This window comes from Kitasatospora sp. NPDC087315 (genome assembly GCF_044744345.1).
GTDB lineage: Bacteria > Actinomycetota > Actinomycetes > Streptomycetales > Streptomycetaceae > Kitasatospora.
On record NZ_JBIUYD010000018.1, the window covers coordinates 14,173 to 40,536 of the forward strand.

A 26,364-nucleotide genomic window follows, 5' to 3' on the forward strand; every position below is an offset into this window, starting at 1 on the left:
TTGCACACCCGTGACCCCATCCACCGGTTCGAAGACCCCGCGACCGCGGAGGACGGCACCGAACTCGCCCGGATCTGGGCCGACCTGATCGCGATCTCGGCCCGTCCCGCACTCGCTGACGACGCCGCACCGGGACCAGGTCTGGCCAGGGCCCTGGCCGTGGTCGACAACGGCATCCTCAGCAGGGGATCCGGCGGTATCCGGTCCGTCCCCTCGGCCGGCGCGATCTTCCCCTACGACGTCCTCGCCCTGGACCGATCCGGCCCGGGCCCCGCCGTCCTCTACCGGCTCGATCTCGACCGCCGGCTCTGCGTCCGCACCGCCGGTGGCGCACCACTGGACGAGATCCTGGCGGAGGACGCCGACGACGAACGGTCCGTTCTCGTCCTGCTCGCCGTCCGCCCCTGGCTGTCGATCCGCAAGTACGGTCCGCGGGGCTACCTCTACGCGCAGATCGACACCGGACACGCGGCGACCAACATGCTGGGTACCGCGCTCGACCACGGCACCGCCCGGTTACGCCTCGCGGTGTCCCGGCAGCGGCTGGCCGCGGCACTCGCCGACCTCCTGCCGTACCGCGAGATCCACTCCGTCCTGGAGCTGGGACTCCCGGAGTCGCCCGACGCGCCCGTCCCGGAGGGCTGGAGCTACCTGTGCCAGGACCGGCCGGTCCCGATGGAGAACACCGGTCACCTGGAGGCGGTCTGCTGGTCCGGCATCCCCGACCTGCTCGCCACCGGGCAGGAACGGGCCCCGGTGGCGGCCCGTACCGTCGTCGACGCCGGCCCGGTGCTCCCGGCCTCGGCGCGGATCCGGCCCGGGGAGTGGACCGGTCTGTCCCGCCGGCGGCGCTCCTCCAAGCACTTCGGGCGCCGACCGCTCGACCCTGCCGTCCTGCTCGACACCGTCGGCACCCTGACGACCACACTGCCCTGCGACTTCGCCGGCGCCGGCCTCGGCGTCACGGTGCTCACCCCGCACGGCCGCCTCCCCGCCGGCCGACCGGAGCACCACGGCGAACCGCGCTTCCTGGGCACCGACTTCGTCACCGACGCCGAGGCGATCGCCCGCGCCTGCATGGGACAGCACCACCTGGCGGGCGCGGACACCTTCGTCCTGCTGCACGCCGACCGCGCCGGCACCCTCGGCAAGGGCCCCGCCCTGCTGCGCGAGGCCATCTTCCGGTCCGCGGCCGCCGCCCACCTGCTCTACCTGGGCGCCGCGCGCAACGCCATCGGGGTCACCGGCGTCGGCGGGTTCGACGCCGCCCGGTGGCGGGCCGCCGCCGAGCTGGACGACACCCGGGAACTGCTCTACATCGTCGCCCTCGGCAGCGACCGCGACGCCGGCCGCAAGCTGGACCGCGCCGAGATCGCCTACGCCCAGGGGGAAGGATGACCGGCCTGCTGTGGGAGCGCCTGCGCGAATCCCTGCACACCCACCGTGACCGGCCCGCCGTCACCGATCCGGACGGGACCGCCAGCTACGGTGAAATCCTCACCAGAGCAGTCGAGTTGAGCGAGAGTCTCGGGCTCGGTATCCGGCCCGGCCAGGACCGCCCCAGGATCGCCCTGAGCGCCGGCAACTCCGCGCACTACCCCGTCGCGCTGCTCGCCGCTCTGGGGAGCGGAGCGGTGCCCTTCCTCTTCGACCCGCAGTGGGGGGAGACGGAGATCGCCTCCGCCATCCGCAGCTGCGGCATCGACCTGCTGCTCCACGACCGCCCGCTGCCCGCCGGGTCGGCCGGCCCGGCCCGCCCACTGGCCGGGCCGCTACAGGTCAGCGAGGCCACCGGACCGCGCGAGCGCCCGGAGCTGCTGCCGACCACCGAACTGTGCCGCTACACCACCGGGAGCACTGGGTACCCGAGCTGCGTGGAGTTCTCCGGCACCGCCGTGACCGGCGCCGCCACCAGCTGGCTCGCCGGCACCGGTCTGCGGCCCGACGACCGCATCCTCTGCTTCGCGGGCCTCGCCAACGGCCTGGCCTTCAACACCTCGCTCGTCCCCGGCCTGCTCGCGGGCTCCGTCCTCCACCTGGCCGGTGGCCTGCCGACCGCCGGGCACGTGCTGCGGTACGTCCGGCAGACCGGGCCCACCCGGCTGACCGGGTTCCCGGCGCTGTACGCCTCGCTGCTGCGCCGCACCGCCCCCGCCCCGGAGCTCGCCGGAATCCGGGTGGCGATCTCCTCGGGCGCTCCGCTGCCGCCGGACGACGCCCGTGCCCTGATCGACCGGTACGGCCTTCCCGTCGCCAACTACTACGGCATCGCCGAGACCGGTCCGCTCACCTTCGACCGCGAGCCGGCCCCGGAGCGCGGCCTCGGCGCACCGCTGCCCGGCGTCGAGTTCCGGATCCCGCCCGGCGCGCGGGCCGGGGAGCCCGCCCCGATCTCGGTCCGCTCCTCGTCCATGGGCTCCCGGTACCTCAACGCACCCGGCCTCCTCGAACACCGCCTCGACCAGGACGGGTTCTACCTCACGGGCGACGAGGGCCACCTGGAGTCCGGGCTGCTGCACCTCTCCGGCCGCTCCGGCAAGCACATCAACGTCGGTGGCCGCAAGGTCGATCCCCACGAGGTGGCGGAAGTCCTGCGCACCGTGCCCGGTGTGACCGACGCCCTGGTCCTGGAGGTCACCAGGTCCGACGGCGACAAGGCGCTCGGCGCCCTGGTGGCCGCGCCGGCGCACGTGGGGACCGATGCCGTGCGCGCCCACTGCCAGGGCCTGCTGGCCCCCTACAAGGTGCCCGAGCGCCTCGCCGTGGTGGACCGGATCCCTGCCTCCAGCATCGGCAAGCCCCGGCTGGCCGCCGCGCGCGCCCTGCTGGAGGGCTGAGACCGGCGCGCCGGGGCGCCGGCCGGCCCGGCCGCCGTCCCGCCACCTTGTCCGCACGTCCTCGTCCGCACGTCCTCGTCCGTACGCCCTTGTCCGTACGTCCTCGTCCGCACGCCCTTGTTCGCACGTCCGACCAGACCGTCCCCGCGAAACGGAGTGTCATGACCAACCCGTCCCCGCAGCCCAGCGCCCTGCACGATCGCGTCGCCGATCTCGCGGTGACCGCCTCCGACGGCGGGCTTCCCCTGGACGCCGTCCTGGTCGGCAGCTCCTCCTTCGCGGAGCTCGGCATGTCCTCCCTGTCCTTCCTGCGCCTGATCGACTCCCTGGAGAACGAGTTCGGCGTCTACATCGACCTGGAGGAGGCGGCCGGCGCCCTCGGCACCGTGCGCGGCCTCGTGCGGTACATGGAGGACCAGGGAGTCGGCCCCCATGCCGGGTGAGACGTTCCGGGTCGCCCTGGTCGGCGCCCGGGGAAGGCTCGGTACGGCGGTGGCCGAGGCGTGCCGGGACGCCGGACACCACGTGCTGCCGACCGGCCAAGGCGGCGAGCTGCCGACCGGCGGCCGCCCCGACGTCGTGGTGGACGCCGCCCCGGCGGCCGCCACCGAGCGGACCGTCGCCCAGTGCCGGAGCGCCGGCCTGCCGCTGCTCAGCTGCGCCTCGGGGCTGACCCCACGGCACTTCGACGCTCTGCGGACCCTGGCGGCCGAACGGCCGGTCCTGCGGGCCGCCAATCTCTCGCTTGGCCACTGGCTCCAGCGCCGGGCGATCGCCGTGCTGGCCGAGGCCCTGGCCGGACACACCGACCGGCCGGAGGCCGTGGTGCGCGAGCGGCACACGGCGGCCAAGAAGGACAGCCCCAGCGCCTCCGCGCTGGCCCTGGCCGAGCTGTGGACCGCCCGGACCGGCGAGCCACCGACCGAGGTCGCGGCTCTGCGTTCCGGCCTGCCGGTCAGCGACCACACTTTCCAACTCACCTTTGAACAGCAAATTCTGACAATCAATCACGAGGTCAGGTCACTGGCCGCGGCCGGCGCCGGCGCCCTGCTCGGGGTGCGCTGGCTCGCGCGGGCGGACGCCGGGCTGTGGTCGATGGACGACGTCTACGAGGCCGCGGCCCGAAGGAGCAGGCATGCCGATCAGCACCGATGAGACCGCTGCGGCCACGCCCGCGACCGCCGGCCCGCCGGCCCCGACGCCCGCGCTGCTGCGGCTGCGCGGACACCTGGCGATCGGCGCCCGGTCGCTGTCGCTCGGCGGGCACGACGACTTCAACCAGGGCCAGGTCTCGGCCCGCCTCCCCGGCGGCGGGTCCTTCCAGATCAAGGGCGCCCTCACCGGCTTCGACGAGTGCCGGCCCGAGGACATCGTCCCCGCCGAGGTGGACCCAGACGCGCCGCCGCACCGCCTCGCCCCGCCCGAACTCCCCCTGCACCAGGCGGTGTACGCCGCCCGCCCCGACATCAACGCCATCGTGCACAGCCACGCGCCGTACACCCTGGTGTTCGGCGCGACCGACCTGGCGCTGCGCCCCGTCTCCCACGACGGTGCCTGCTTCGAGGACCGGTTGTCCCGCTTCACGGTCACCAGCAACACGATTCTGTCCATCGCCACCGGCCGCGCGGTCGCCGCCGCACTCGGGCCCGACCCGGCGCTGCTGCTCCGCAACCACGGCGGGCTGGTGGTCGGCAAGTCGCTCAAGCACGCCATCGTCCTCGCCCACCTGCTCGAACGGGCCTGCCGGTTGCAGCTCCTGGCGGAGTCGGCGCCCGGGGGCTACCACAGCTCCTCCGCCACCGACGTCGAGGCCAAGCGCGAGTTCATCTACGGCGACCTCGCGGTCCGGTCCTACTGGGAGCACTCCGTACGCGCCGTCGTACGGGCCTGGCCGGAGGCGGCGGGATGGTAAAGGTCGAACGGTCGTTCGCCGACGACACCCAGCGGGAGCTGTTCGCGCTGGTGGAGGAGATCGCGGACAAGGAACTCGCGCCGCGCGCCGCCGCGGAGGAGCGCTCGGGACGCTTCCCGAGGGAGCTGGTCGAACTCCTCGGCCGGGCCGGGCTGGTCGGCCTGCCGTTCCCGGAGCGCTGGGGCGGCGGGGACCAGCCGTACACGCTCTACCTCCAGGTGCTGGAACGGCTCGCGTACCGCTGGTTCGCCGTGGCCGAATCCGTCCACCTCCAGGTCCTCGCCTCGCACGGACTGGCCCGGTTCGGCGGCGACGAGCAGCGGGACAGATGGCTTCCGCGGCTGCTGAGCGGCGAGGTGCTCGGCGCGAACGCGCTGTCCGAGGCCGACGCCGGCTCGGACCTGGAGGGCATCAGGACGGCCGCCGTCCGGGAGGAGGGCGGCTACCGGATCTCCGGCACCAAGTCCTGGGTCAGCCACGGCGGTGTCGCCGGCCTCTACAACGTCTACTGCCGAACTGGCGGCGCCGGCCTGGGCGGGCTGACCTGCCTCATGGTGGACGCGCAGACTCCGGGCGTGCTGCCCCAGCGGCCCGAGCGCAAGATGGCGCTGGCCACCCTGCCGACCGCCCAGGTCGTCCTCCAGGACGTCCGCGTGCCGGAGTCCATGCGGCTCGGCCGCGAGAACCGGGGCATGCTGGTCGCGGCCTCGGTCTTCGACCACGGGCGGCTGGGCATCGCGGCCTGCGCGGTCGGCCTCGCTCAGGCGGCGCTGGACTACGCCGCCGACTACGCCAAAGGGCGAGTCCAGTTCGGCTCGCCGATCATCTCCTTCCAGGGCGTCGGCTTCCTGCTGGCCGACATGGCCACCCAGGTCGCGGCGGCCCGCGCCCTGCTGCTGGAGGCGGCCCTGATCCGGGACTCCGGGCGGCCGTTCGCGACCCAGGCCGCACAGGCCAAGCTCTTCGCGACCGACACCGCCATGCGGGTCACCACCGATGCCGTCCAGGTGCTCGGCGGCCACGGCTACGTCCAGGACCACCCCGTGGAGCGGTGGATGCGGGAGGCGAAGCTCCTGCAGATCATCGAGGGCACCAACCAGATCCAGCGAGCGGCGATCGCAAGGTCGCTGTGACCTCGGCGGGAACCTGCCAGGACCGCACGAACCGACACAGAGGATCACCATGCGCTTCGGCTGTTTCATCTCCCCCCTGCACCCGATCGGAGAGGACCCGACCCTCCTGTACCAGCGCGACCTCGAATTCGCCCAGGTGGTGGACTCGTTGAACTACGAGGAGCTGTGGATCGGGGAGCACCACTCGGCGGGCTGGGGCACCATCCCCGCGCCGGAGCTCCTCATCGCGGCCGCGGCCGAGCGCACCCGGCGAATCAAGTTCGCCACCGGGGTCACCGCGCTGCCGTACCACCACCCCTTCCTGGTCGCCGAACGGGCGATGCACCTCGACCACATGACCCGCGGCCGGTTCATCCTGGGCGGCGGTGCCGGGTCGGTGATCTCGGACATGCACATGTTCGGGATCGCGCCCGAGGACACCCGCGAGCGCACCGCCCAGGCGATGGAGACGATCGTCGCGCTGCTCGCGGGCGAGACGGTCACCCGGGACGAGGGCTGGTTCAGGCTCGTCGACGCCCGGCTGCAGCTGGGTCCGTTCAGCCCGGGCGGCCCGGAGGTCACCGTCGCCAGCGCCGCCACCCCGTTCGGCGTCCAGCTGGCCGGCCGGCTCGGCATCAGCGTGCTGTCCCACGCCGCACCGCCGTGGGGCGCCGTCCGGGCCGGGCACAGCCTGGGCATCGAACGGTTGGCGGACCAGTGGCGCCACCACGAGGAGGCGGCGGCCGAGGCCGGCCGACAGGTGTCCCGGGACGACTGGCGACTGGTCATACCCGTCCACGTGGCGCGGACCAGGGAGGAGGCACTGGAGGACATCCGGGAGGGGTGGCTGCGCCAGCGCGACGAACTCTGGATCGACACCATCGGCCTCCCGATGTCGCGCAACCCGCAGAGCGGCGCCAAGGCCTTCGAGGCCACCGTGGCGGCCAACGGGATCATCGTCGGCGACGTGGAGGACGTCGTCGGCGCGATCACCAAGCTGCAGGAGGTCACCGGCGGGTTCGGCACCCTGCTCATCTCCTGCCAGGACTGGGCGCCGTGGCCGGCCCAACTGCTGAGTGTGGACCTCTTCGCGCGGTTCGTGGTGCCCCGCTTCCGGGGCACGACCGACCGGCTGCGCGCCTCGAACGCGTGGGCGGCGGCCAACCGTACCGCCATGCAGGAAGCCGGTTTCGCGGCGCGGAACAAGGCCATGGCCGAGCACGGTGCGCCGGACGGCGGGGGCCAGGGGGAGCGCGAGCGCGTCTGACGGCGGCTCCGGCACGTTGTGCGCGGTGCTGTCCGGAGTCAACCTGCGCCCGATCGTGGGGCGAGCAATCGAGATCGGCGCGCTCGCCGACTCTGGCCTGGCGTTGGTCGGGGATCTCTGGACTGGGTCGGAGGAGCGGTCAGCACGGGGACCTGGCGGAACATGCGGACCAGCGGCGGTGTCTGCCCAAGGGCTGGACCGCCGCTGGCCTCGCGACCCCTTCGGGGCTGATGAGCACCAGAAACCTCCCGACCCTATGACGCGCTCGTTGCGAGCCCTCCAGGGCTTACGGCCACGCGCGTACGAGGACACGCAGCATCAACGCTGCCTGTTGTGAGAGGGCGATACGTGAGCTGATGTCCGGTTCGTGATTGGGGCTGGGTGAGGTTCGCTGGTCGGGGGTCCGCGACGGGGGTTGTGGGCGGGGCTGGGTGAACAGGCCGGATTCGGTCTCGGTGAGGACGCCTCTGCTGACCAGGCGTTTCAGCTTGGGGCGGATTCCCTCGGTGTTCTTCGGGACGATCAGCCGGATCGATCTGGTCTTTCCGCCCACCTACAGGTCGTGGCTCAACTGGATCGAGCCCGAGTTCGCCGCGCTTCGTTACTTCGCGCTCAACGGCACCGCTCACCGCAACCGCGACGAGCAGAACGCCGCCATCGGAGCCCACATCCGCTGGCACAACGCCAAGGCCGAACGGAAGACCAGCTTTGCCCCGGACTCACCCGTCCACTCCTGGAGCTATGACCCGGCCAAGGCTGCATGACAAGCCGCTGGAACAAAATGTCTACAAACTCCTTGACCGAACGTCATGAATCGGGTCAAATCTATCAGCGGCGCCCGATTTGTACGCTTTTCATGTTGGTTGGGTGTGCGGGGCGCCGGTCGGACTGTCCTTGAAAGGTGGGTCCCGTATGGACTGGTCGAGAGGGCGGCCGCCGGCCGCCGTGGCTGTGCCCGGAGGAGGGGGGCCACGGTTGTCGCTGATATCCGGGCCCGGAGTGCGCAGAGCGTTATCGCTGGCGCTGGCACTGGCGATGATGCTGACGATGTTCAGCCTGGCAGTGCGGTCATGGGCGGCGACGGCGCATCAGATCGACGGCAGGTGGGTTCCGGGCACCCCGGCCCAGGTGGCCTCCGGTGAGGTGGTCACCGCCGAGTGGCGGGTCAACCTCAACGACGACGCCGAGGCCCCGGCGAACGGACCCGTGGACGACGTCACCCTCGGCGTCACTCTGGTCAACGGGGTGTTCGACGCGCTGCCGGGTCTGTGCCTGACGGCCGGGGTCGATCCGGCGTCGTCCCTGTCGGCTGACAAGAAGACTCTTACCTGTAACCTCGGCACGCACCAGCAGGGCACATCGGTGGTGTTGCAGGCACCCGTGGTGGTCGACGGGCCGACCGGGGGCCAGGTGACCGCGGTGGGGACCATCGACGGTCAGAGCGCCGCCGTGCCGCCGCTGAGTATCGTCAACCCCTTCACCATGGACATGCGCTGGGGCGTCGGCGCGGCGAACTACAGGCAGGGAGCCGGGTACTTCGAAGTCGACTACGAGTGGACGCTGAGCAAGGGGAGGGGAAGCGACCCTGGACCGCAGACGATCACGTACGACTTGACGATCGGCTCGCAGCAGGGGAGCCAGATCCAGCTCGCTCCCCAGGGGTGCGCGCCGTACTCGATTCCCGCGCCGGCCGGCGGCCACCCGTGGTCGGGCGGCGGCCACCCGGCGAACCAGACGGCGTCCTTCGTGGACAACTGCCAGATCACGCAGACCGGTCCGAACGCGTTCCGGCTCACGATCTCCGGGATCGACTACGCCCCGGCCAGCCCGCCGACCCTGGACTCGACCGGCGCCAGGCTGCCGTCCGATCAGGTGGCTCTGGCCTCCGGTTCGATCTGGGTGCGCGTGCTCACCTCGGCCGAAGGTTCTGCCGCACTGACGGCGAGCGCCCCCACCTACACTTCGACCACCGGGCAGACGGCGCAGGACAACCCCGCGAACAACAGCGAGTCCAAATCGTGGACGACCCCCGGCACATACTCCTCGGGCTGGGGACGGGGCTACACCGGTAGCGGCGGTACCACGTGGGATGACACCTACCGGGTGGCGGCCGGCACGACTGTCGGGCAGTACATGGACACCGCGATGCAACTGCATACCGATCGGCCCGACGACCGCCTGGTCGGGATGTGCTCGGCGCTGGACACCAAGTACGTCACCTTCAACGGTTTCAAGTGGACCACCCCCGCCGGCGGAGTCGACGGCGCAGTGGTCGAGTACTACACCGGGAACGACGCCCACCTGGATCCGACCAGTGCCGCGTACGACCCGAACGGGTTCGACTGCGGCGTGACGGGAGGGTGGACCACCACGCCACCCGCCGATCCGGCGCAGGTGAAGGCAGTCCGGGTCACGGCGACCCAGGGCCAGATGAAGGTGCCTGGCTACACCAACATCAACCAGAACGTGTTCCAGACGATCAAGCCGGGCACCCCGCCCGGTACGGACGTGTGGAGCTTCTTCTCCGGTGTTATGGATGATCCGCTCAACAACTGGTGGAACAAGGCGGGTTGCATCCTGAACACACCCGGCCTCCGGTACCCGTGCACCACCGGCTTCCGTGACGTGCTCCGAGTCGCGACGGCGTCGCCGGCGATCGGCAAGTCGGTCGACCGCGCCGTTGTCACGCCGGGCGTCCCGGCGACCTACACGCTGAAGTACTCGGCGAACGGAGCGGGGGCGATCCCCGCGACGGTGGACGGCTTCAAGATCGTCGACACCCTACCCGCAGGGGTGACGTACGTTCCGGGATCCGCCGCTCCCGAACCCGTGGTGACGGCCAACGGATCGGGCCGACAGGTGCTGACCTGGACACTCGACGGTGTCGTCACCAACGCGGACCACAAGCTGACTTACCAGGCGGTGGCCGACAGCTCGGTGACGGCGGGTCAGGCCCTGACCAACTCGGCCACGGCCTCGCTCGGCGGGATCACGACCGCGCCGGCAACGGCACAGGTGACGGTCGCGACGGGCGGATACACCACGATCGCCAAGACAGCCGACTCGGCGTTCATTCCGAACGTGAAGGGCGACGGCAGGGGTTCGGGTTCGTGGACGGTGACGCTGAGGTCGTACGACCCTGCCCCGCAGGCGTTCACGGACACGATCGACATCCTGCCGTACAAGGACGACGGTCGCGGAACGTCCTACTCAGGCTCCTACGAACTGGAGTCTGTGACGGCCGTGCCGGGCGCGAAGGTGTACTACACCACTGTCGCGCCGGGTTCGCTGTCCGACGACCCGGACAACAAGTCCAACGGCCGGGCCGGTGACCCCACCGGGAACTCGGTGGGCTGGACGGAGACGTTCACGCCGGACGCGACGGCTGTGCGGGTGATCGGGCCTTCGCTGGATCCGGGTGCGCGCCAGCAGTTCAAGGTGGCCGTGGCGACCGACGGGGCGGTCGGAGGCGACAAGCTCGTCAACCGGGCGCAGGCACGGGACGGGCACACCGAGCTGGTGATGCGCACGTCGGCTCCGCTGACGGTGGCGAACTACTACTCGGCATCGCTGAAGAAGTTCGTCCAGGGCAAGGACGGACAGTGGCAGGACGCCAATGAGGCCGCCGACTACCCGACCTTCCGCTACGGGGACACCGTCCACTACCGGATCGTGGTCACCAACACCGGCCAGGGCACTCTGACGAACGTCAAGGTCTCGGACGACAAGTTCCCCGAGCTCGGCGCGTTCACCGTCGCCTCGCTCGCCCCCGGGAAGAGCGAGTCCCACGAGTTCAGCACCGTGCTGGACACGTCGGTGCCGGGCACGTTCGTCAACACCGCCTCGGCGACGGCGGACACCCCGCCGGACTCTGGTACCCCGCCGCAGATCCCGTCGGACCCGGCCGGGTTCGAGGTGGCGAACTACCGCGTGGAGAAGGCCGCCGACCCGGTCTCCGGCCAGGCGGTCAGCCCGGGTGAGAAGGTCACCTACACGGTGAAGGTCTCCCAGGAGGGCTCCGCCGCGGCGAACGCCTCCCTCTCCGACGACCTCTCCAAGGTGCTGAACAACGCCGACTACAACGGCGACGTGAAGGCCTCGATCGGCACGGCCGAGGTCAAGGACGGGGTGCTGCAGTGGAACGGCACCGTCCCGGTGGGCGGCGAGGCGACGATCACCTACTCGGTCACCGTCAAGGGCGGTGGCAACGGCGAACTCGTCAACGCCGTGCTCTCCCAGGGCTGCGCGGTGGCCGAGGACGGCACCACCCCGGGCTGCACCACGCACCACCCCGTGGGCTCGTACGTCTTCTCGAAGGTCTCGGACCCGAAGTCGGGTTCGACGGTGCAGGTCGGTGAGAAGGTCACCTACACCGTCGCCGTCAATCAGCACGGCAAGGCCGAGGTCAAGGGCGCCACGATCACCGACGACCTGTCCAAGGTCCTGGACGACGCTACCTACAACGGCGATGTGAAGGCCTCGGAGGGCACCGTCGAGGTCAAGGACGGCAAGCTGACCTGGACCGGCGACCTTCCGGTGGACGGCAAGGTCACGATCACCTACTCGGTGACCGTGACCGGCGGCGGCGACACCAAGCTGCACAACGTCGTCACCACCCCCGACACCAAGCGCGGCACCTGCGAGCAGGAGATCGGCTGCGAAACCGACCACGTTTACGGGACCTACGTCTTCTCGAAGGTCTCGGACCCGAAGTCGGGTTCGACGGTGCAGGTCGGTGAGAAGGTCACCTACACCGTCGCCGTCAATCAGCACGGCAAGGCCGAGGTCAAGGGCGCCACGATCACCGACGACCTGTCGAAAGTCCTGGACGACGCTACCTACAACGGCGATGTGAAGGCCTCGGAGGGCACCGTCGAGGTCAAGGACGGCAAGCTGACCTGGACCGGCGACCTTCCGGTGGACGGCAAGGCCACGATCACCTACTCGGTGACCGTGACCGGCGGCGGCGACACCAAGCTGCACAACGTCGTCACCACCCCCGACACCAAGCGCGGCACCTGCGACGAAGCGGTGGGTTGCGAGACCGACCACACGGTGCCGGCGGGGAACACCCCGCCGCCGCCCACCGACAACAACCCGGCTCCCGACAACCCCGGACCCGCCCAGCCGGCCCCGCAGCCGTCCGGCATCCTCGCCCGCACCGGCACGACTGTGCTCACCGCGGCCGCGATCGGCGGCACGCTGCTGATCCTCGGCGGCCTCGCCCTCGCCCTCAGCAGGCGCCAACGCCGCAACAACTGAGGTAGACGGACCTGAGAAGGGTGTCCGTGGCAGCCAGCCACGGACACTCTTTCGGGTATACGCCACAAAGGGAGAGCGCCGACTGCAACCGCACTGCGCCCCTGGGGTCTGAGAGGGCAGTATGTGACGTGATGTCGCGTCTTTCGTCACCGGATCGTATGGGACCGCAGCCTCCGCGCTGACCAGAGGGCCCGGTCGTGCTGGAGTGTCCCCGTGAGCGACCGCCAGCCCTGCAAGAGCGGCTTATCCGACGAGCGCTGGGCCCTGATCGAGCCCGTGATCACCGCCTGGAAGGCTCGGCATCGCTCGGTCAGCGGCCACGAGGGCAACTGCGACATGCGGGAGATCGTCAACGCCCTGCTGTACCAGTCCCGCACCGGCTGCCAGTGGGACTACCTGACCCACGACCTGCCGCCCGTCGGCACGGTGAAGTACTACTTCTACAAGTGGCGCGACGACGGCACCGACCGGACCATCCACGACCTGCTGCGCTGGCAGGCGCGGGAGAAGAGGGGCCGATTGGCCGACCCGAGCCTGGTGGTGCTCGACACCCGGAGCGTGCACGCCGCCGCCGGAGTCCCGGCCGACACCACGGGGCGGGACGCGAACAAGAAGGTGCCGGGGCGCAAGCGGGGACTGGCCCTTGACGTGCTGGGCCTGGTGATCGCGGTGGTGGTGCTGGCCGCCTCCGTCCACGACAACGCCGTCGGGACCGTGCTGCTGGACAGGGTGGTCGCCGCCACCGAGCCGGGTGCCGTGAAGAAGGCCCTGGTGGGCCAGGGGTTCAAGCAGGCCTGGCGGCACCCGCTGGCACGCCTTGGGCTGCGTCGTGATCAGCCCTGGAGGGCTTGCAACCGGTATGGGTGTCCGGAGTGGGCTTCCTCGGGTTTCACCATCGGCTGGTGCGTCATGTTCCGCGCCGGGGCGGCAAGCCCATCACCTTCCTCGCCCGATGGCCTGCAGACAAGGCTATGAGGCACGCGCGCGGGATCGGCTCTGTGAACTGACGGACCGTTCCCGTCCGCGATTGCCGGTTGAAGTGGTGGTGCAGGCGATGAACTGGTTCCTGTCCGGGTGGGCGGTGTACTTCAAGTATGGAAACTCATCACGCCACTTCGACAAGATCAGGATGTTCGCGAGGATGCGACTGGCGCTGTGGATCGCCAAACGGCACCATCGCAGTCGGTCAGGTCCTCGGCGTTATTCCACCGCGCGAAACGGGAGTCCTTCAGCGCTCTTGCCTGCTCCCGGACGCCGAGTTCGCGCCGGGCCCGGTTCCACGAGGCCCGGCGTCCGGTGTTCAGCGCTTCGGTGGCCCAGACGACCACGTGGAAAGCGTCCATCACCCGCAGCGCACCGGGTGCCCGCTGGGCGATGACCTGGGCGGTCCAGGCGGCGCCGTCGGCGCTGATGTGGGTCAGCCGGGCGGTTCGAGCCTGGCCGAGCTGGTCGAAGAAGCGGGTGAGGACGTCGGCGCCGTGGCCGTCGGCCATCCACACCACGCGGGCGGTATCGTGATCGACCACGACTGTCATGTAGCGCTGGCCCCTGCGGTAGGAGATCTCGTCGATCCCGGTCCGGCGCAATCCGGCCAGGCGGTCGGTGTGCCGGTCGCGGTCGGCGGTGCAGCGCTCGACGATCCGGCCGATCGTGCGCCAGGTGCAGCGCAGCAGTTCGGCCGCGGCGCTCTTGGAACACTCGGCGGCCATCCACGCGGCCTGCTGGTCGAAGGCCAGGGTGTGACCGGTGCCGCGCCGGGCGTCGGCCTCCAGGAACACCTGCCGCGTCCCGTGGTCCAGGTCGCGCCATCGGCGTCGGCCGCGTCCGCGGTCGTACAGCGCTGCCGGGCGGCGGCACAGTCCGCACCGTCCACGCCGCCGCGCGTCAGGCCGTACCGACACGACCACGCACTGTTCTGATTTGTCCCAGCGCACCGCCTCGACCACGGTGTTTGCTGAAGGCAGGCGCGCCGTCTCTCTGCTTGATCCAATTTGGGCTTCGACACCTCAAGGATCACAGAGGACGACGTGTTTTACGTCCAGTCGTAAATCAGCGCACCCACACATGCGGCAGGACAGCCTAGTTTGTCAGGTGGTCGAACTCGCCTGCCTTGATGCCGCGCAGGAAGGCGCGGAGCTTGTCGGGGGTGGTGGTGATGATGGTGTCGGGGTCGTCGCTTTCGCGGAGCTTGATGGCGCCGTCGGGGGCTGCGGCGAGACAGATGCAGTTGACCGACTCGGAACTGTAGCTGGACTTCTGCCAGTTGAGAGCTGACATGGCGCTTCCTCTCAGGTGTCCTTTTCGATACGGGCAATGAGATCACGTGACTTCGGGGGGCTGAGGGTGCAGGCTTCCATGAGGTCCAGAACCTTCTGATACTTCACCAGTTGCGCATGGGCGTCAAGGAACTCGGAGCCGTGATACGTATCGAGCTGCACGGTGTCGAGTTGGGGCACGGGTGCGGAGCAGTAGACGATGGACTGCCCGGAGCCGGGGAGCGTGCCCGCACCGAAGGGGATCACGAGAACCGAGACATTCTCGCGGGTGCTCACCTCGATGAGGTGCCTGTGTTGTGCGCGGGCCACTGCCGGCCCGCCGAACCCCATCCGCAGGGCTGCCTCATGGACAATCGCCGTGAGCGGGATCGCCTGTCGGCTGTAGAGGACTGCCTGCCGTTTCATCCGGTACGACAACCCGGTGCTCCACGTCGTGCGGCGCCAGAGGCGGTACGGCGTTGCTGGCGAGTGCACGTGCCTGGTCGACGGTCTGGAGCAGGCCGGGGATGTGAATCACCGAGGCGATGCGCATCGCCGTGGTGTGGTGTTTCGTTTCGGCAAGATCGAGCATGTTTGGCGGCAGGATGTCGCGATACTCCTCCCACCACCCTCGGGTCCGCCTGCCGGTCATGCCGGCGAGAGCGTCGATCAGGTTCTGGTCTGTGCATGTGTAGGCGCGAGCGAACGTGCGGACGCGCTCCGCGCTCACCGCGTACCGGCCCGCTTCGATTCGGCTCATGTGGGCCTGGTTCACTCCGAGGCGTGCGGCGGCGGCAGTTGAGCTGAGCCCGGCGTTCTCGCGGAGTTTGCGCAGCTCAAGTCCGAGCCGCTGCTGTCGCAACGTTGGGGTGCCGCTCGCTGTCATCGTGCTCCCTCTCATCTCTCACTTACAGCACGCAAACCTTCGACCAGGAGCTGTGCGGGCTCGTGCTCGATACCGCGCCCCGGCTTTTCGCCGTCGTCCAGGTGTGCGGTAACGGCCGCGCGGACGCTGACGGATGGGTCGTGGCCTGGGGGCTCGCCGACGGTGACGGGTCGACCTACGTGGTCGGCGTCGACGGGCAGACGCGGATGACCGTCGCGTCGCCCGAGCGCGCCGTGCACCTGTTCACGGGGCAGCCGGGTATCACCGCGAGACTGGTGTGGCTCGCACAGCCGGCCGCTGCCGCGCTCGACCGGGCCGAAGCCGCCTGAACTCGCTTGCCTGCGCTGCCCGGTTGCCTCGGTTACTGAGCCGTGAGGACCGGTTGCCGCGGCGATCGTTCGTCGGTGGTCGGCGATAGCATCCGGTTCGGCGTGAACGGTACTGGCGAGACAGCAGGAAGTGGAACCGCCGTGGGCTTCGCTACGCGTGACATGCTTGCTGCAGTGACCGGGAGCTTTCTCATGTACTCGGCGCTCGGCGAGAGGTTCCGTACGCGGCATCCTGATCTTGCCGGGCGCCTTCAGATGTCGGCCTCCCCTGCGCTGCACCTGTCGGTGCCGCTGACCGGTGGCGTTCCGTGGTCCTTGCCCAGCTGCGTTTCGCCAAGCCGTATGACCACACCCCGGTCTGGGCGGTCGTGGGGCCGGACACCTCCGAGCCGCCTCGCATCTGGTGGGGCACCACGGACACCGACGTCCTTGTGGACGCAGGGCTGTCGCCGAGCTCGAACGCGGTGAGGAGCGGAGCCCCTGGAGGTGGGGCGAGCCCGAGACCGGCGAGATCGTGGCAATCGGCTCCATAACACTCGGTGCTACCCTCGGCGGGCCGGGCGACATCCTGTGACCAGCACCGCTGCAGTACCGGCCGGTTGCCGCGCTGCCGCGACCCACGACGGCGCTCGCAGGCACTCTGACCTTGGACTTTACCCTCGGGTCGTGATCAGCCCTGGAGGGCTTGCAACAAACCCGGGTTCGTGCCCTCCCATATGCTGCCCGCTTGATGCCGTCGAGCGGGCTCTCGTCGTAGAGGCCGAGCCGGTGGGCGTCGAGGAGGATCGACTTCAGTTTGTCGAAGGCGTTGGGCTGGGGAGCGAGGCCGACGCCGTTGCGCTCCATGGTCTGGATGAAGGCCTCGACGACCTTGTGGTCGAAGGTGCTCATCCGGCGACTGCGGAAGGCGGGGTAGAGGTGGTGTTCGAGAAGCGAGTTGAGGTGGTGTCACCGATATCCAGTTACTCGGGCCCCGAGGGTGTCGGCGTCCCGGTCCTGGCCGGTATCGGAAAGTCGGGGATTCGGGTGGGTTGGCACCAGACCGCAGGACCGTGGTCCGGTGCCTGTGGGGTGCTCTGCTGCTGAGCGGGTGAGGGCGCCAGGCGGTAGGCCGGTCAGCGCGGTGTGCCCAGCGGTGGGCCGAGGACGTGGTCGCGGGCGGCGCGCACGAGGACGGCCTGGACGTGGGTCGGGATCGCGGCGCGGTTCCAGTGGAAGATCACCATGAGCGCGAGTACGGCGCGCAGTCCTCGTGTCAGTTCGCCCGTGCGGGCGGCTTCGGCGAGGTCGTGGCCGGTCTGCGTGAACGCGGCTGTGCGCTCTTCAAGGAGTTCGAGGGCCTGGCCGGGGGCGGTCATGGCCACGGTGTCCGCTGCCATCAGCCGGCCGATGCTGGACGTCGTCGACGTGATCGACTCGGGTGTGGTGCAGGTGGGCAGTTGGCGCATCTGCGCGACGCGGTCCCACACGTCGCCTTGCTCGGTCCACTCCTGGCCTGCGGCGCGCAGCATCGCGCTGCACAGCAGGATGGACAGTTCCGGGCGTCGCACGGGTATGACCGGTCCGGCCGCGTGGTGGCGCGACAGGGCCTCGCTCAGGATGGCGCGGCTGTCGGCGTGGAAGAGGCGGTGGGCGGCGTCCATTCCTCGCGGGCCGCCGAGGGCGGCGGTCTCGGGTTCGTAGATGCCGTGGGACCAGGTGGTGATCACGCCCTGCTGCTGAAGCGCTGTCAGGAGGCCGGTCAGGGAGGTGCGCAGTCTGGTGGCGGTGGTGGCGGGGCCGGGCTGGAAGCGCAAGCGCCAGACGGGGTGTTTGCGGACGTACCACCAGCTGAGGATGTCACCGCTCGTCTTCGCGTCGCGGAGATGGGGGAACAGTTGGGTGGCGAAGGCGTTCTCGGCGGTGTTCCAGGAGGCCGGCTGCACGAAGAAGTGGACCCAGGTGTCTGCGGGGTTGTCGATGGCGGCGCGTCCGGCCGTGCGGTAGGTCTCGGCGGCCGCGGCGAGCGTGGGCGCCGCCACGCCAACGCAGGCGGCGGCGTCGGCGAGCGGCGTTCCGGTGAGGACCGCGAGTACGGCCTTCTCGATGGCGTCGGGACGGGATGGCATGGGCGTCTTCTCGGGAGGAGGCGAGCGCTGGGGTTCAGGACAGGAGCAGGCAGGCGTCCCAGCTCGTGGCGGGTGAACCGCCCTGTTCGGTGGCGTGCAGGGCGAGGCGGGTTCCGGCGAGGCCGTCGAGGAACCCGGGCTCGCGGGCCGGGGCCTGGTCGTGGAGCAGCGTCCGCAGGGCGGGCAGGTGCGCGGCGAAGTCCCGTGCCCGTGCTGAGTCCTGGGCGACGCGGTGCACGGTGTGGAGTAGGCCGGCCGCACCGTGGCACAGTCCGGCGTCGCAGATCAGGGCGAGCTGGGCCGGGTCGGCGATGCACCGAAGGAGGGCCTGTTCAGCGGCGCGCTTGCGGTGGTCGTCGCCGAGCGCGATGGCGGCGAGCTGTTGTGCGCGAGCCAGACCGGGGGCGCCGTAGCACCAGCTCGGGCGCATCGGGCCGTCCTGGAACACGGCGCCGGAGTAGTGCTCGCCGACGGTGACCCACTGCGGCCACCACGGTCCCGTGGCCGCGTCCTGGCGCAGGCCGTCCAGCCACGTCAGGATCCGCCGTATGGCGCCGGTGTGGCCGTCGACCAGGGCCCCGGCGCTCTTGGCCAGGGCCAGGAGTGCGAGCGGGCCGGTGATGCCGTGGGCCAGGCCGACGTTGCCGTGACCGCCGGGGAAGGCACCGGAGGTGCGGCCGGAGGGGTCGTAACGTACCCACCAGCCGGGCAGGTCGCTGCCGGGGATCGGCTGGGTCAGGCGTACGAGGTAGGAGAGGACGTCGTGCAGGGTGTCGCCGTGCGGGTCACGCCGCAGCAGATAGGCGCCGAGACCGGTCAGCCCGTACAGCAGGTCGTACTCGGAGGCGGTGGTGAGTTCGCCGCGGTCGATGCGGGTGTGGGCGGTGTCGAGGCGGCGCCGGGTCAGAGCGGTGACCACGGCATCGAGGGTGTGCAGGGTCTTGCGGTGGTGGCCGGTGGTGCCGGCCGCGGTGTGCAGGACGTAGGCGAGGGCCGGGGCTCCGACGAACAGGCCGGCGTCGTCGGAGCCGACAAGCGGGGTGCGGGCGATGCTGGTCAGCCGGTCCCGCACGGTGGCCCAGTCGCCGGTGCCGAGGTGGGCTCGCTCGATGTGCAGGAGGGTGATGCCGACTGCGCCGGTGGCGAGGGCCTGCGCGTGCTGGTTGTCGGGCCCGCCCGGCACCGGCGACGACGTGGCCGGCGCGGAGTTGGGCGGTTGGGGACGGGCGGTGCGGGGGGTCATCGGAGGGCTCCGTGGGTGCGGGCGGCCCAGGAAAGGGCGGCGGCTCGGGCCAGGCGGTGGCAGGCGCGTTCCGCGTCGGGGTCGATCCCGGCCGCGCGGATGTGGTGCATGTGGAGCAGCGACGCCAGGACGCTGTCCGGGTGCGGGCCGTCAAGGACGGTGAGGCGGCGGCGGTAGGCGTCCAGGGCGGCGCGGCGCCGGGCCCAGGCTTCGGTGATCGAGGTGCCGGTGACGGCTCGCAGCGCCGCCCAGGTGTCGGCGGGGTCTGCGAGGGCGACGGCTTGGGCGAGCAGGGGCCTCTGCGGTGCCGCAGCGGGGGTGCGGGCGACGTTTTCGATGAGCCAGCGCATTCCTGCCTCGGTGCCGCCGAGGAAGCCGGCGGCGATGTCGGTCATGCTCACGGCGGTGAGCGCCGGGGCCGGGAGCCGGCCAGGTCCGGTGTGCTGGAGCTGGGCGAGGACGGCGGCGGAGTCCGCGACGAACACCCACTCCGCGAGGCCGAGCAGCGAGCCCTCGCCGTAGCGGCCGGTCTCGGGCCAGTAGGTGTCCCACTGCACCCGCCCGGTGGCCAGGCCGATGTCGGCCAGGCTCTGGACCCAGATGCCGACCTGGCGGGCGGTCTCGCCGAAACCGCCGTCGCCGTGGCGGATCCGCAGCCGCAGGTGCGGGTCCGGGTCCTGGTAGCGGATGAACCACCACGGCGTGTCGCCCAGGGCGGCGGTCAGGTCGGGCAGGCGGGCCAGCAACTCGGGGTGGCGGGCCGGGTGGGCGTAGACCTTGGCGTACGCCCACCCGGCACCGGCGGCGCCCGGGGTGCGGCCGGGGGAGGGCCCGGCGGGCCGCCGGGGAACGGGCAGCCGGGCAGGCTCGCGGGTGGAGACGAGCGGGACGACGATCTCGTGCGCGCGGCCACCGATCCAGCCCAGGGCGCTGGACGCGGGCGCCTCTCGCAGGATCGCCCGGCCGCTCTGGTCGACGTGGGCACGCAGGAGCTGCCGGTGGTGGCGCTCGGCGAGGTCGAGCCGAAGACGTTGGTCACCGTCTCCGAGGTCCAAGTGGTCCGGTAGCAGGCGCCGTTCCCGCAGCCGGGCGAGCGCGTTGTCCCAGTTTCGCCACGAGGACGCCGTCGGCGGAAGGTCGGCGCTCTCCAGGCGCCAGCGGGTCGGGGCGAGGATGCTGCGCCCGTACCGGACGGCAGGCAGGTAGGGCAGTTTCCCGGCGGCCGGTCCCCAGGAGAACGGTGCCAGGACCGCGGCCCGGGCCCGGGGAAGTTCGGTGAGGAACCGGGCCAGCGGGTGGGTGAAGTTGCTCAGCTGGACGGCGTTCAGGACAGTGGGTTCGATCGGGCGGCCGGTGGTGCGGGAGACCAGCCACAGGCGGCGGGCGTCGCTGGTGACCGCGAGGTCGGTCAGCGGTACGGTGCCCTGGTCGTGTTCGGCGAGTGTGATCGTCTCCGGCAGGACGGGAGGGGTGCGGGCGACGTTCTCGGTACGCACGCGCAGCGGCGGGCTGGAGAGCTGGGCGCGGACGGCGCCGGTGGCGAGCGCCGGAGCCCGGCGCAGCGCGCCGGCCATGCGCTGCTGGGTGGTGTCGTCGAACAGGTGCAGGAAGCGGCCGGTTGTGGTGCCCGCGCCGTGGGCGAGGCCGGTGACGACGAGCGTGAACAGTCCTTCGTCCAGCAGGTCCGGGGACTCGCTGTGGAGTTGGAAGCACAGCTCCAGGTGAGCGGGTACCTGCTCGATCGGTCCGGGGGCCAGTCGTGGCAGCACGTCCGTGGCGTTCACTGTCGTCAGGCCGTTGAGAGCGGCCAGCTGCGCGACTTCGAGCAGCGTGGCGTCGCGCTCCTGCACGGCCGGTGCGGTGGTCGGCAGCTGGGATCCGCGGTACCCGGCCGGGTAGCCGAGCCCGGTGTCGGGGTTGACCAGCTCCAGCAGCGGGACGAGCGCGCCCATGCCGTACCGTTCCAGGAAGCGGCCGTGGTAGTCCCGCCAGGCGGGCGGGCCCTGTGGGTGGGGACCGGCCAGCGCCAGGGCGGCGGCCGCGCGTTCGGCCTCCAGCGCGACGTTCCTGGGCAGGGCCAGGTCGCAGTCCAGCCGCAGGTCCACCGCCAGCAGCGGCGGGCCGCCGCCTGGGACGGCCGCCATCGCCTCCAGCGTCTCGGCGCGGGTACTGCCCTGGTGGCCCGGGTCCTCGGCGCCATGCCGGACGAGGTGGTCGTGCACGGTGCTGAGCAGGTGCACCGTCGGTGCCACGGAGCCGCAGCCGGCGGCGCCGGCGTGCCCGAGCTGGGCCAGGAGATGGCCGAGCGGATCGGGAGCGGTCATCGGCGGCCTCAGCGAGGTGATGAGCACGCGCTGCCCGATCAGTCGCGTGACCATACGGTCGATGGCTCCGCACGGAGCGTCCGGGAATTCGACGCTCACCCTCGTCACCAGCTCCTCGACCAGGACAGCGTCCCGGGCGGCGGCCAGGATCGCCGCGACGGGCGGGGTCCGGCGAACCGACACCTCCTGCGGCGCGCCACCGCCACCGCCAACGGGCGGCTGGCGGCAGGGCAGCACGAGCTGGTCGCCACGAATCAGGCAGGTTGCGTCCGCTACGACCAGCAGCCGGCGCAGCAGTTCGGCGTCCGCCTCCAGCCGGTCCACCACGGCGGCCAGCCAGGCGGCGTCCGGTCGCGCGCAGGCTCGGTGCTCCCCGCCCCAGGAGACCTTCAGCCGGTCCCCCAGCCGGGCGGGCGCGACCCCGGCGAACAGGCCGAAGGGCGTCGCCCGGTGCCGGGCCCGCAGCAGGTAGCGCACCAGGGACTCCCCGATCCGGCGCAGCTGGCGTCCCGAGGCCACCTGGCCGGCTCCTGCGGCCCGTACCCGGGACGCCAGGACGGGGCTAGCCACTTCCACGGCCTCCGCCACACCGGGGCCGGCCCACGCCTCGGCCAGCCACCGCCGCCACGCCGCCGAGTCCTGCGCACCTTCGCCGCTCAGGTCCGGCCACGGCGCCACGGCCTCCGCCCCACCGTTCGCGGCAGCTCGCAGCAGCACCGCGTCCACAGCCCGGAACATCCCCACCCCCAGATCGACTTCGTACGGCCCGCACCCCGGGTGTGCCGGGGCCGAGCGGGCCCCGCCACACCCCCGGTCAGGCGATGCAGGTGCTGTTCGAGCAGGCGCTCTGGCAGGTGCCGCCGCAGCCGTCATCGGTGCTGCTCATCAGTTCGGCGATGACCGGGCCCTGATCGGTGACCGTGACATCCAGCTCGAAGTCGTTCTCATCCATGTGTTTTCCTCCTCGGAGAGTTGACGGACTGACAGGTGGTGCTCACCTGGCCCCGGTGTTGGCCGGTTACGGCCGTCGGCCGGGCCAGGAGATCGAGATGCGGGTATGGGCCTTGTCGACCACACGACCCGCGGGCAACTGGTCATCGGGCGTACCGGCGGGGAAGATCTCGATGCGGGCGCCCGGGCCGCTGCGCTGGGTCTGGTCCCAGGCGCGGATCTCCTTCACCAGACCGGCCGCCGTAGCCGCGGCCGCCGGGCCGTGCCCGTACGCGCCGAGCTCGAAACGGGTCCGGGTCTCGTCCACCGCACGCACCGTGCGGTAGGCGAAGGTGCCGCCGGCCACCAGCGTGGCGACACCGAGCGGCGAGGCCGACGCCACGATGCCCTTGTCACGCGCACCCACCGTGGCGGTCAGCCGGGTGTGGCCGTCCAGGACGGTGGCCAGCCACAGGTCCAGATCGTCGATCGGCTCCTCCCCGCCCACGGTCACCCCCGACCACACCTCCTCGCGGGGCGAGGACAGCGCCGCGCGCAGCGCCTCGACATCCACCTGATCGCCGTCGTCCAGCCGCAGCCCGACCTCCTCGTTCGGTGTGTTGCGCAGCAGCACCAGGCGCTCGCGCTGCTCACCGGCACCCTGCATCGGCACGAACCCGCACAGCTCGTAGCCGCGGCTGACCAGACGGTCGCCTTCACGGACGAGGACGAAGGAACGCATCAGGCCGCGCACGCGCAGCGGGACGACGATCCGGCCTCCCGGGGCGAGCTGCTCCCGCCAGGCCGGCGGGATGTCCGGGGCCCCGACGGTGACCTCGATCAGGTCGAACGGAGCCCGCCCCGGTGCCCCGAACTCGCCGTCGGCGGTGACGACATGAACGCTGTCGTAGCCGGCGTCGGCGAGCAGCCGGCGGGCCCGGTCGGTCACCTCCGGGTCGATGTCGAGGGTGGTGACGGTGCCCGCCGGGCCGACGAGTTCGGCGAGGTAGGCGGCGTTCATACCGCCCGAGCCGATCTCCAGGACGTTCTCGCCCGGCTGCGGGTCGGCCTGCTCCAGCATGAACGCCTGGACGTTGGCGGCGGAGACGGAGCTGATCGCGAGCCCGTCCTTGTCCCGCTTGGTCACCACCGCGCGCTGCGGATCGTAGGCCTCGGCGAGCCGCGCCTCGGGGGCGAACGCCTCGCGGGGGACCTGGCCGATGACCGACGCGACCCGGTCTGTGCGGATCGCTCCGAGGTCGCGCAGCTGCTTGACCAGGCCGGCCCGCAGAGCTTCCGGGGATCCGGAAGCGGGTGTGCTGTTCAAGGATGCTCTCCTTCGTTGGTGGTACGTGCCGGGATCAACGAGCCTGGCCGGACGGGGCCGCGTCCCGCCTCGTGGACAGGGCACGACTTCCTGGTCCTCGTTTGGTTGGGCGGTCGGTCTACGGGCCGCCTCGCTGCCGACGCTCCAACGGCCTGGCGGGAGGGCGGTGGAGGGGACGATGCCCGCCAGGCTGTTCCACGCCTCGGCGTTGTCCGCCACCATCGAGCGCGTCCACGTCACGACGCCTCGTGCCGCGCCTGTCGAGAGCGCATCCGACACGCTCCGCCCCCGGGAGCCTCCCGGCATCGGCGTAGCACGCGGCGATGACCCCCTTGAGGGTCTCCGCGTACTGGCGGATGCGGCCCGGAGACCGAGGTGCTTCCGAAGACATGCCCCTACTGTCACGGGAGCGTGGCGTTCAGTGAACCTGCGGTACATAGGACTTCCGAAGATCGCGCAGGATCGAACTCGCACGGCGCGTAGGACTTCGCCGACGCATCGTCAACTCATGTTGATTGCAAGGTCTTACGAGCGAACGTTCATGGCCGCTGAACGAGGTCAAGGTCGAGCATTCGTGCGACTCGGCCGGCCGTTGCCGGTCCATCGGCGAACACCGCGGTTATGCCCAGGGTCTCGGCCGGCACCAGGTTCGCCGGATGGTCGTCCACGAAGACGCAGTCGGCGGCGGCCAGATCCATGCGGTCCAACGTGCGTTGGTATATCCCCGGGTCGGGCTTGGCGATGCCTTCTTCGCCGCTGATGACCCGCACGTCGAAGAGATCCCATACTCCGGTCTCGGCATACGGGTTGTACGGGTCGAACCCGTAGGAGTTCGACAGGAGGGCAACGGTGATTCCCGCGCTGCGGGCCTGCTGGGCAAGCGCGACCATCGAGGGAACGGCGCGCACTTCTGCGTGAGCCCGCCCCATCAGGTTCTCGGGAGCAACCCCCATGATTGCCGCCGTTTCCCGGTTCCAGTCGCTCTGCGACATCCTGCCGAGTTCGAGCTCGACATAGAGCGCGCGCCCCACAGGGTCGTCCTCGAGGGTGCTGCGCCAGGTGTCGGCGGGCAGCCCTTCGCCGGTGCACCACGCGCGGGAGGAGTGGCCGATGGGGGTGGTCATCACTCCCGCGAAGTCGAGGATCAGGCCGCGGTAGGACAACGTGCGCTCCAATGCAGGTGGTTCGGGTGACTCGGGTGCTAACGGACGGTTGGCGAGGTGCCCAGGATGGCGGACAGCTTCCGGATACGGCTGGTACTGGCGTGACCGGCTCTCTGGATGATGACACCCGGGATGGCCTGGTGGCGCGACCACTCCGGGTGGGATGAGCAGACCTCAAGGAGGGTGTCCAGGGAGGTGTCCCACTGCCGTGCGTCACATTGCGCGAGGGCCACGTCGAGCAGCATGCGGTTGTGCGCGGCCTGCGTGAGCCCGGACGGGTCGAACCGGCGGGAGATCTCCAATGCGCGCCCCGCGTTGCCCAGCGACACGTTGACCCCGACGGCCTGGGCGTCGGCGTAGGAGGGACCGAACTGCAAGCCGTTGGTGTAGACGTCACGTCCCAGGCGGGCGGCCACCGCGTGGGCCTGGGACAGGAGGTCCGCGGCACGCGCGGAGTCGCCGAGTCTGCTGGCGGCGACGGCGGCAAAGATGATGTTCTTCCCGTAGGCCGCCAGGAGGCTCGATCCCTGCTCGGAGAACGTCGGCTCGGTGCGGGCGGCCGCCGCCTCGGCCTCTCGCAGTGCTTGTTCCACCCGGGCGTCGCGCAGCAGGACACGAGCCCGCGCTGATCCCAGCATGGACACCCGTACGGGGTCTGCCGCCAGTTCCGCGTAGCGAATGGCATGGCCGATCGCCGCGTACGCCAAGTCCCGCGCCCCAAGGAAGTTGGCGATGAGGCCGGCAGCGCGATAGGCGTCGGAGAGGAGCGCGTTCGCGGCGGCCTCCTGGCCGGCGGGCGTGGCCTGGGCGAACAGCGCCACGGAACGGAGGAAGGGCGCGACCAGGACACCGGCGTCGGTGTAGGCCCCTCGCCAGTACACCCGCCACATGCGGGCGGCGGCTTCGGCGAGGTCTGCCGGGCCCGGCGCTGCGCCTTCGGCAGGGTCATGAAGGACACCTGCGGCGGTGTCGTGGACTGTTCGGGACAGTTCCCGGAGCATCGCCCGATCGTCCGGGCTCATGCCTCGCCGTGGCGCCTGCTGGCCAAGGATCACCGCAACGTCGGAGTGCAGAGCTTCTGCGAGACGAAGCAGGGTCGGCAGTGACACGTTCCCGTTCTGCTCAGCTTTCTGGACGGTGTGCAGTGAGAGACCGCTCCGCTCTGCGAGGCCGCTCTGCGTCATTTTGCCGCGCAGCACCTTGAGCCGCTCACCTGTGGTGAAGTCCTGCCATTGTCCCATCTCGTCCCCATCCTCCGGCTTCTCATCGGTAGGTACCCCGCCAAGCTGGGCCAGTGGACCACGTTACGGCAGTGAAAGATCTTTGACGGACGTGAAGTTGACCTGCATTCACAGCTGGATGGCCGAGGGGGCGGTTTCTAGCGGTCCATGCTCCGGTGGCCGAGTCGG

At 70.9% G+C, this 26,364-nt stretch carries 20 protein-coding genes and 3 pseudogenes; 13 read left to right on the forward strand and 10 right to left on the reverse strand.

Going from position 1 to position 26,364, the window contains the following annotated elements; translation table 11 throughout:
• The 11 genes and pseudogenes from ACIO5D_RS24685 to ACIO5D_RS24735 all read left to right on the forward strand — a co-directional run.
• The gene (locus ACIO5D_RS24685; protein WP_400650974.1) at positions 1 to 1,398 is read left to right on the forward strand and encodes a hypothetical protein; all 1,398 of its coding nucleotides are present in this window, start codon (positions 1 to 3) and stop codon (positions 1,396 to 1,398) included.
• Positions 1,395 to 2,837, forward strand: coding sequence for a class I adenylate-forming enzyme family protein (locus ACIO5D_RS24690; protein ID WP_400797822.1), 1,443 nt, complete (start codon positions 1,395 to 1,397; stop codon positions 2,835 to 2,837). Before ACIO5D_RS24685 ends, ACIO5D_RS24690 begins: the two co-directional genes overlap by 4 nt.
• Positions 2,838 to 2,998: 161 nt before the next feature.
• On the forward strand, positions 2,999 to 3,280 hold the full coding sequence (locus tag ACIO5D_RS24695; protein WP_400797825.1) for an acyl carrier protein: 282 nt from the start codon (positions 2,999 to 3,001) through the stop codon (positions 3,278 to 3,280).
• Entirely contained in the window at positions 3,270 to 3,992 is a 723-nt protein-coding gene (locus ACIO5D_RS24700) for a dihydrodipicolinate reductase C-terminal domain-containing protein (RefSeq protein ID WP_400650966.1), read from the forward strand. Before ACIO5D_RS24695 ends, ACIO5D_RS24700 begins: the two co-directional genes overlap by 11 nt.
• The gene (locus ACIO5D_RS24705; RefSeq protein ID WP_400650963.1) at positions 3,973 to 4,749 is read left to right on the forward strand and encodes a class II aldolase/adducin family protein; all 777 of its coding nucleotides are present in this window, start codon (positions 3,973 to 3,975) and stop codon (positions 4,747 to 4,749) included. The genes ACIO5D_RS24700 and ACIO5D_RS24705 overlap by 20 nt, the downstream gene beginning before the upstream one ends.
• The gene (locus ACIO5D_RS24710) at positions 4,743 to 5,882 is read left to right on the forward strand and encodes an acyl-CoA dehydrogenase family protein (RefSeq protein ID WP_400650961.1); all 1,140 of its coding nucleotides are present in this window, start codon (positions 4,743 to 4,745) and stop codon (positions 5,880 to 5,882) included. The genes ACIO5D_RS24705 and ACIO5D_RS24710 overlap by 7 nt, the downstream gene beginning before the upstream one ends.
• A gap of 49 nt (positions 5,883 to 5,931) precedes the next feature.
• On the forward strand, positions 5,932 to 7,128 hold the full coding sequence (locus ACIO5D_RS24715; protein ID WP_400650959.1) for an LLM class flavin-dependent oxidoreductase: 1,197 nt from the start codon (positions 5,932 to 5,934) through the stop codon (positions 7,126 to 7,128).
• Between the two features lie 455 nt (positions 7,129 to 7,583).
• The gene (locus ACIO5D_RS24720; protein WP_400797828.1) at positions 7,584 to 7,892 is read left to right on the forward strand and encodes a hypothetical protein; all 309 of its coding nucleotides are present in this window, start codon (positions 7,584 to 7,586) and stop codon (positions 7,890 to 7,892) included.
• A 235-nt stretch (positions 7,893 to 8,127) separates the two neighbouring features.
• The gene (locus ACIO5D_RS24725; protein WP_400797830.1) at positions 8,128 to 12,390 is read left to right on the forward strand and encodes a hypothetical protein; all 4,263 of its coding nucleotides are present in this window, start codon (positions 8,128 to 8,130) and stop codon (positions 12,388 to 12,390) included.
• Positions 12,391 to 12,603: 213 nt separating this feature from the next.
• A pseudogene (locus ACIO5D_RS24730) lies at positions 12,604 to 13,179 on the forward strand (transposase); the annotation flags it as partial.
• Positions 13,180 to 13,342: 163 nt separating this feature from the next.
• Positions 13,343 to 13,522: pseudogene (locus ACIO5D_RS24735) on the forward strand (group II intron maturase-specific domain-containing protein); the annotation flags it as partial.
• Here ACIO5D_RS24735 and ACIO5D_RS24740 read toward each other — a convergent pair.
• The 3 genes and pseudogenes from ACIO5D_RS24740 to ACIO5D_RS24750 form a co-directional block, all read right to left on the reverse strand.
• Positions 13,515 to 14,336, reverse strand: a complete 822-nt coding sequence (locus ACIO5D_RS24740; protein ID WP_400797833.1) for a transposase — start codon at positions 14,334 to 14,336, stop codon at positions 13,515 to 13,517. The pseudogene ACIO5D_RS24735 and the gene ACIO5D_RS24740 sit on opposite strands and share 8 nt — an antisense overlap.
• A 133-nt stretch (positions 14,337 to 14,469) precedes the next feature.
• Positions 14,470 to 14,667 (reverse strand): DUF397 domain-containing protein, encoded by a 198-nt coding sequence (locus ACIO5D_RS24745; RefSeq protein WP_400650951.1) that lies wholly within the window; start codon positions 14,665 to 14,667, stop codon positions 14,470 to 14,472.
• An 11-nt stretch (positions 14,668 to 14,678) separates the two neighbouring features.
• Positions 14,679 to 15,531 (reverse strand): annotated as a pseudogene (locus ACIO5D_RS24750) (helix-turn-helix domain-containing protein).
• A 62-nt stretch (positions 15,532 to 15,593) separates the two neighbouring features.
• Here ACIO5D_RS24750 and ACIO5D_RS24755 point away from each other — a divergent pair.
• Together ACIO5D_RS24755 and ACIO5D_RS24760 are read left to right on the forward strand one after the other, a co-directional pair.
• The gene (locus ACIO5D_RS24755; protein ID WP_400797836.1) at positions 15,594 to 15,860 is read left to right on the forward strand and encodes a hypothetical protein; all 267 of its coding nucleotides are present in this window, start codon (positions 15,594 to 15,596) and stop codon (positions 15,858 to 15,860) included.
• A gap of 666 nt (positions 15,861 to 16,526) precedes the next feature.
• A complete protein-coding gene (locus tag ACIO5D_RS24760; protein ID WP_400797839.1) occupies positions 16,527 to 16,946 on the forward strand; it encodes a hypothetical protein in 420 nt (139 codons plus the stop codon).
• 29 nt (positions 16,947 to 16,975) lie between these two features.
• On the opposite strand, the gene ACIO5D_RS24765 is transcribed toward ACIO5D_RS24760, so the two are convergent.
• From ACIO5D_RS24765 to ACIO5D_RS24795, 7 genes are all read right to left on the reverse strand, one after another.
• Entirely contained in the window at positions 16,976 to 17,968 is a 993-nt protein-coding gene (locus ACIO5D_RS24765) for a thiopeptide-type bacteriocin biosynthesis protein (protein WP_400797842.1), read from the reverse strand.
• 34 nt (positions 17,969 to 18,002) lie between these two features.
• A complete protein-coding gene (locus ACIO5D_RS24770; protein ID WP_400797845.1) occupies positions 18,003 to 19,211 on the reverse strand; it encodes a lanthionine synthetase C family protein in 1,209 nt (402 codons plus the stop codon).
• A complete protein-coding gene (locus tag ACIO5D_RS24775) occupies positions 19,208 to 22,408 on the reverse strand; it encodes a lantibiotic dehydratase (RefSeq protein WP_400797848.1) in 3,201 nt (1,066 codons plus the stop codon). The genes ACIO5D_RS24770 and ACIO5D_RS24775 overlap by 4 nt, the downstream gene beginning before the upstream one ends.
• On the reverse strand, positions 22,350 to 22,487 hold the full coding sequence (locus tag ACIO5D_RS24780; protein ID WP_400797851.1) for an FxLD family lanthipeptide: 138 nt from the start codon (positions 22,485 to 22,487) through the stop codon (positions 22,350 to 22,352). Before ACIO5D_RS24780 ends, ACIO5D_RS24775 begins: the two co-directional genes overlap by 59 nt.
• 66 nt (positions 22,488 to 22,553) lie before the next feature.
• A complete protein-coding gene (fxlM, locus tag ACIO5D_RS24785; RefSeq protein WP_400797854.1) occupies positions 22,554 to 23,792 on the reverse strand; it encodes a methyltransferase, FxLD system in 1,239 nt (412 codons plus the stop codon).
• A gap of 539 nt (positions 23,793 to 24,331) precedes the next feature.
• Entirely contained in the window at positions 24,332 to 24,967 is a 636-nt protein-coding gene (locus ACIO5D_RS24790) for an HAD-IA family hydrolase (protein WP_400797856.1), read from the reverse strand.
• A gap of 26 nt (positions 24,968 to 24,993) precedes the next feature.
• Complete coding sequence (locus ACIO5D_RS24795) at positions 24,994 to 26,196, reverse strand: helix-turn-helix domain-containing protein (RefSeq protein ID WP_400797859.1); 1,203 nt, start codon at positions 26,194 to 26,196, stop codon at positions 24,994 to 24,996.
• Positions 26,197 to 26,364: the final 168 nt, after the last annotated feature.

Coding starts and splice junctions, on each gene's coding strand:
- ACIO5D_RS24690 (WP_400797822.1), top strand. CDS start 1,395: ATGACCGGCCTGCTGTGGGAGCGCCTGCGCGAATCCCTGCACACCCAC.
- ACIO5D_RS24695 (WP_400797825.1), top strand. CDS start 2,999: ATGACCAACCCGTCCCCGCAGCCCAGCGCCCTGCACGATCGCGTCGCC.
- ACIO5D_RS24700 (WP_400650966.1), top strand. CDS start 3,270: ATGCCGGGTGAGACGTTCCGGGTCGCCCTGGTCGGCGCCCGGGGAAGG.
- ACIO5D_RS24705 (WP_400650963.1), top strand. CDS start 3,973: ATGCCGATCAGCACCGATGAGACCGCTGCGGCCACGCCCGCGACCGCC.
- ACIO5D_RS24710 (WP_400650961.1), top strand. CDS start 4,743: ATGGTAAAGGTCGAACGGTCGTTCGCCGACGACACCCAGCGGGAGCTG.
- ACIO5D_RS24715 (WP_400650959.1), top strand. CDS start 5,932: ATGCGCTTCGGCTGTTTCATCTCCCCCCTGCACCCGATCGGAGAGGAC.
- ACIO5D_RS24745 (WP_400650951.1), bottom strand. CDS start 14,667: ATGTCAGCTCTCAACTGGCAGAAGTCCAGCTACAGTTCCGAGTCGGTC.
- ACIO5D_RS24765 (WP_400797842.1), bottom strand. CDS start 17,968: ATGCCATCCCGTCCCGACGCCATCGAGAAGGCCGTACTCGCGGTCCTC.
- ACIO5D_RS24770 (WP_400797845.1), bottom strand. CDS start 19,211: ATGACCCCCCGCACCGCCCGTCCCCAACCGCCCAACTCCGCGCCGGCC.
- ACIO5D_RS24775 (WP_400797848.1), bottom strand. CDS start 22,408: ATGACGGCTGCGGCGGCACCTGCCAGAGCGCCTGCTCGAACAGCACCT.
- ACIO5D_RS24780 (WP_400797851.1), bottom strand. CDS start 22,487: ATGGATGAGAACGACTTCGAGCTGGATGTCACGGTCACCGATCAGGGC.
- ACIO5D_RS24795 (WP_400797859.1), bottom strand. CDS start 26,196: ATGGGACAATGGCAGGACTTCACCACAGGTGAGCGGCTCAAGGTGCTG.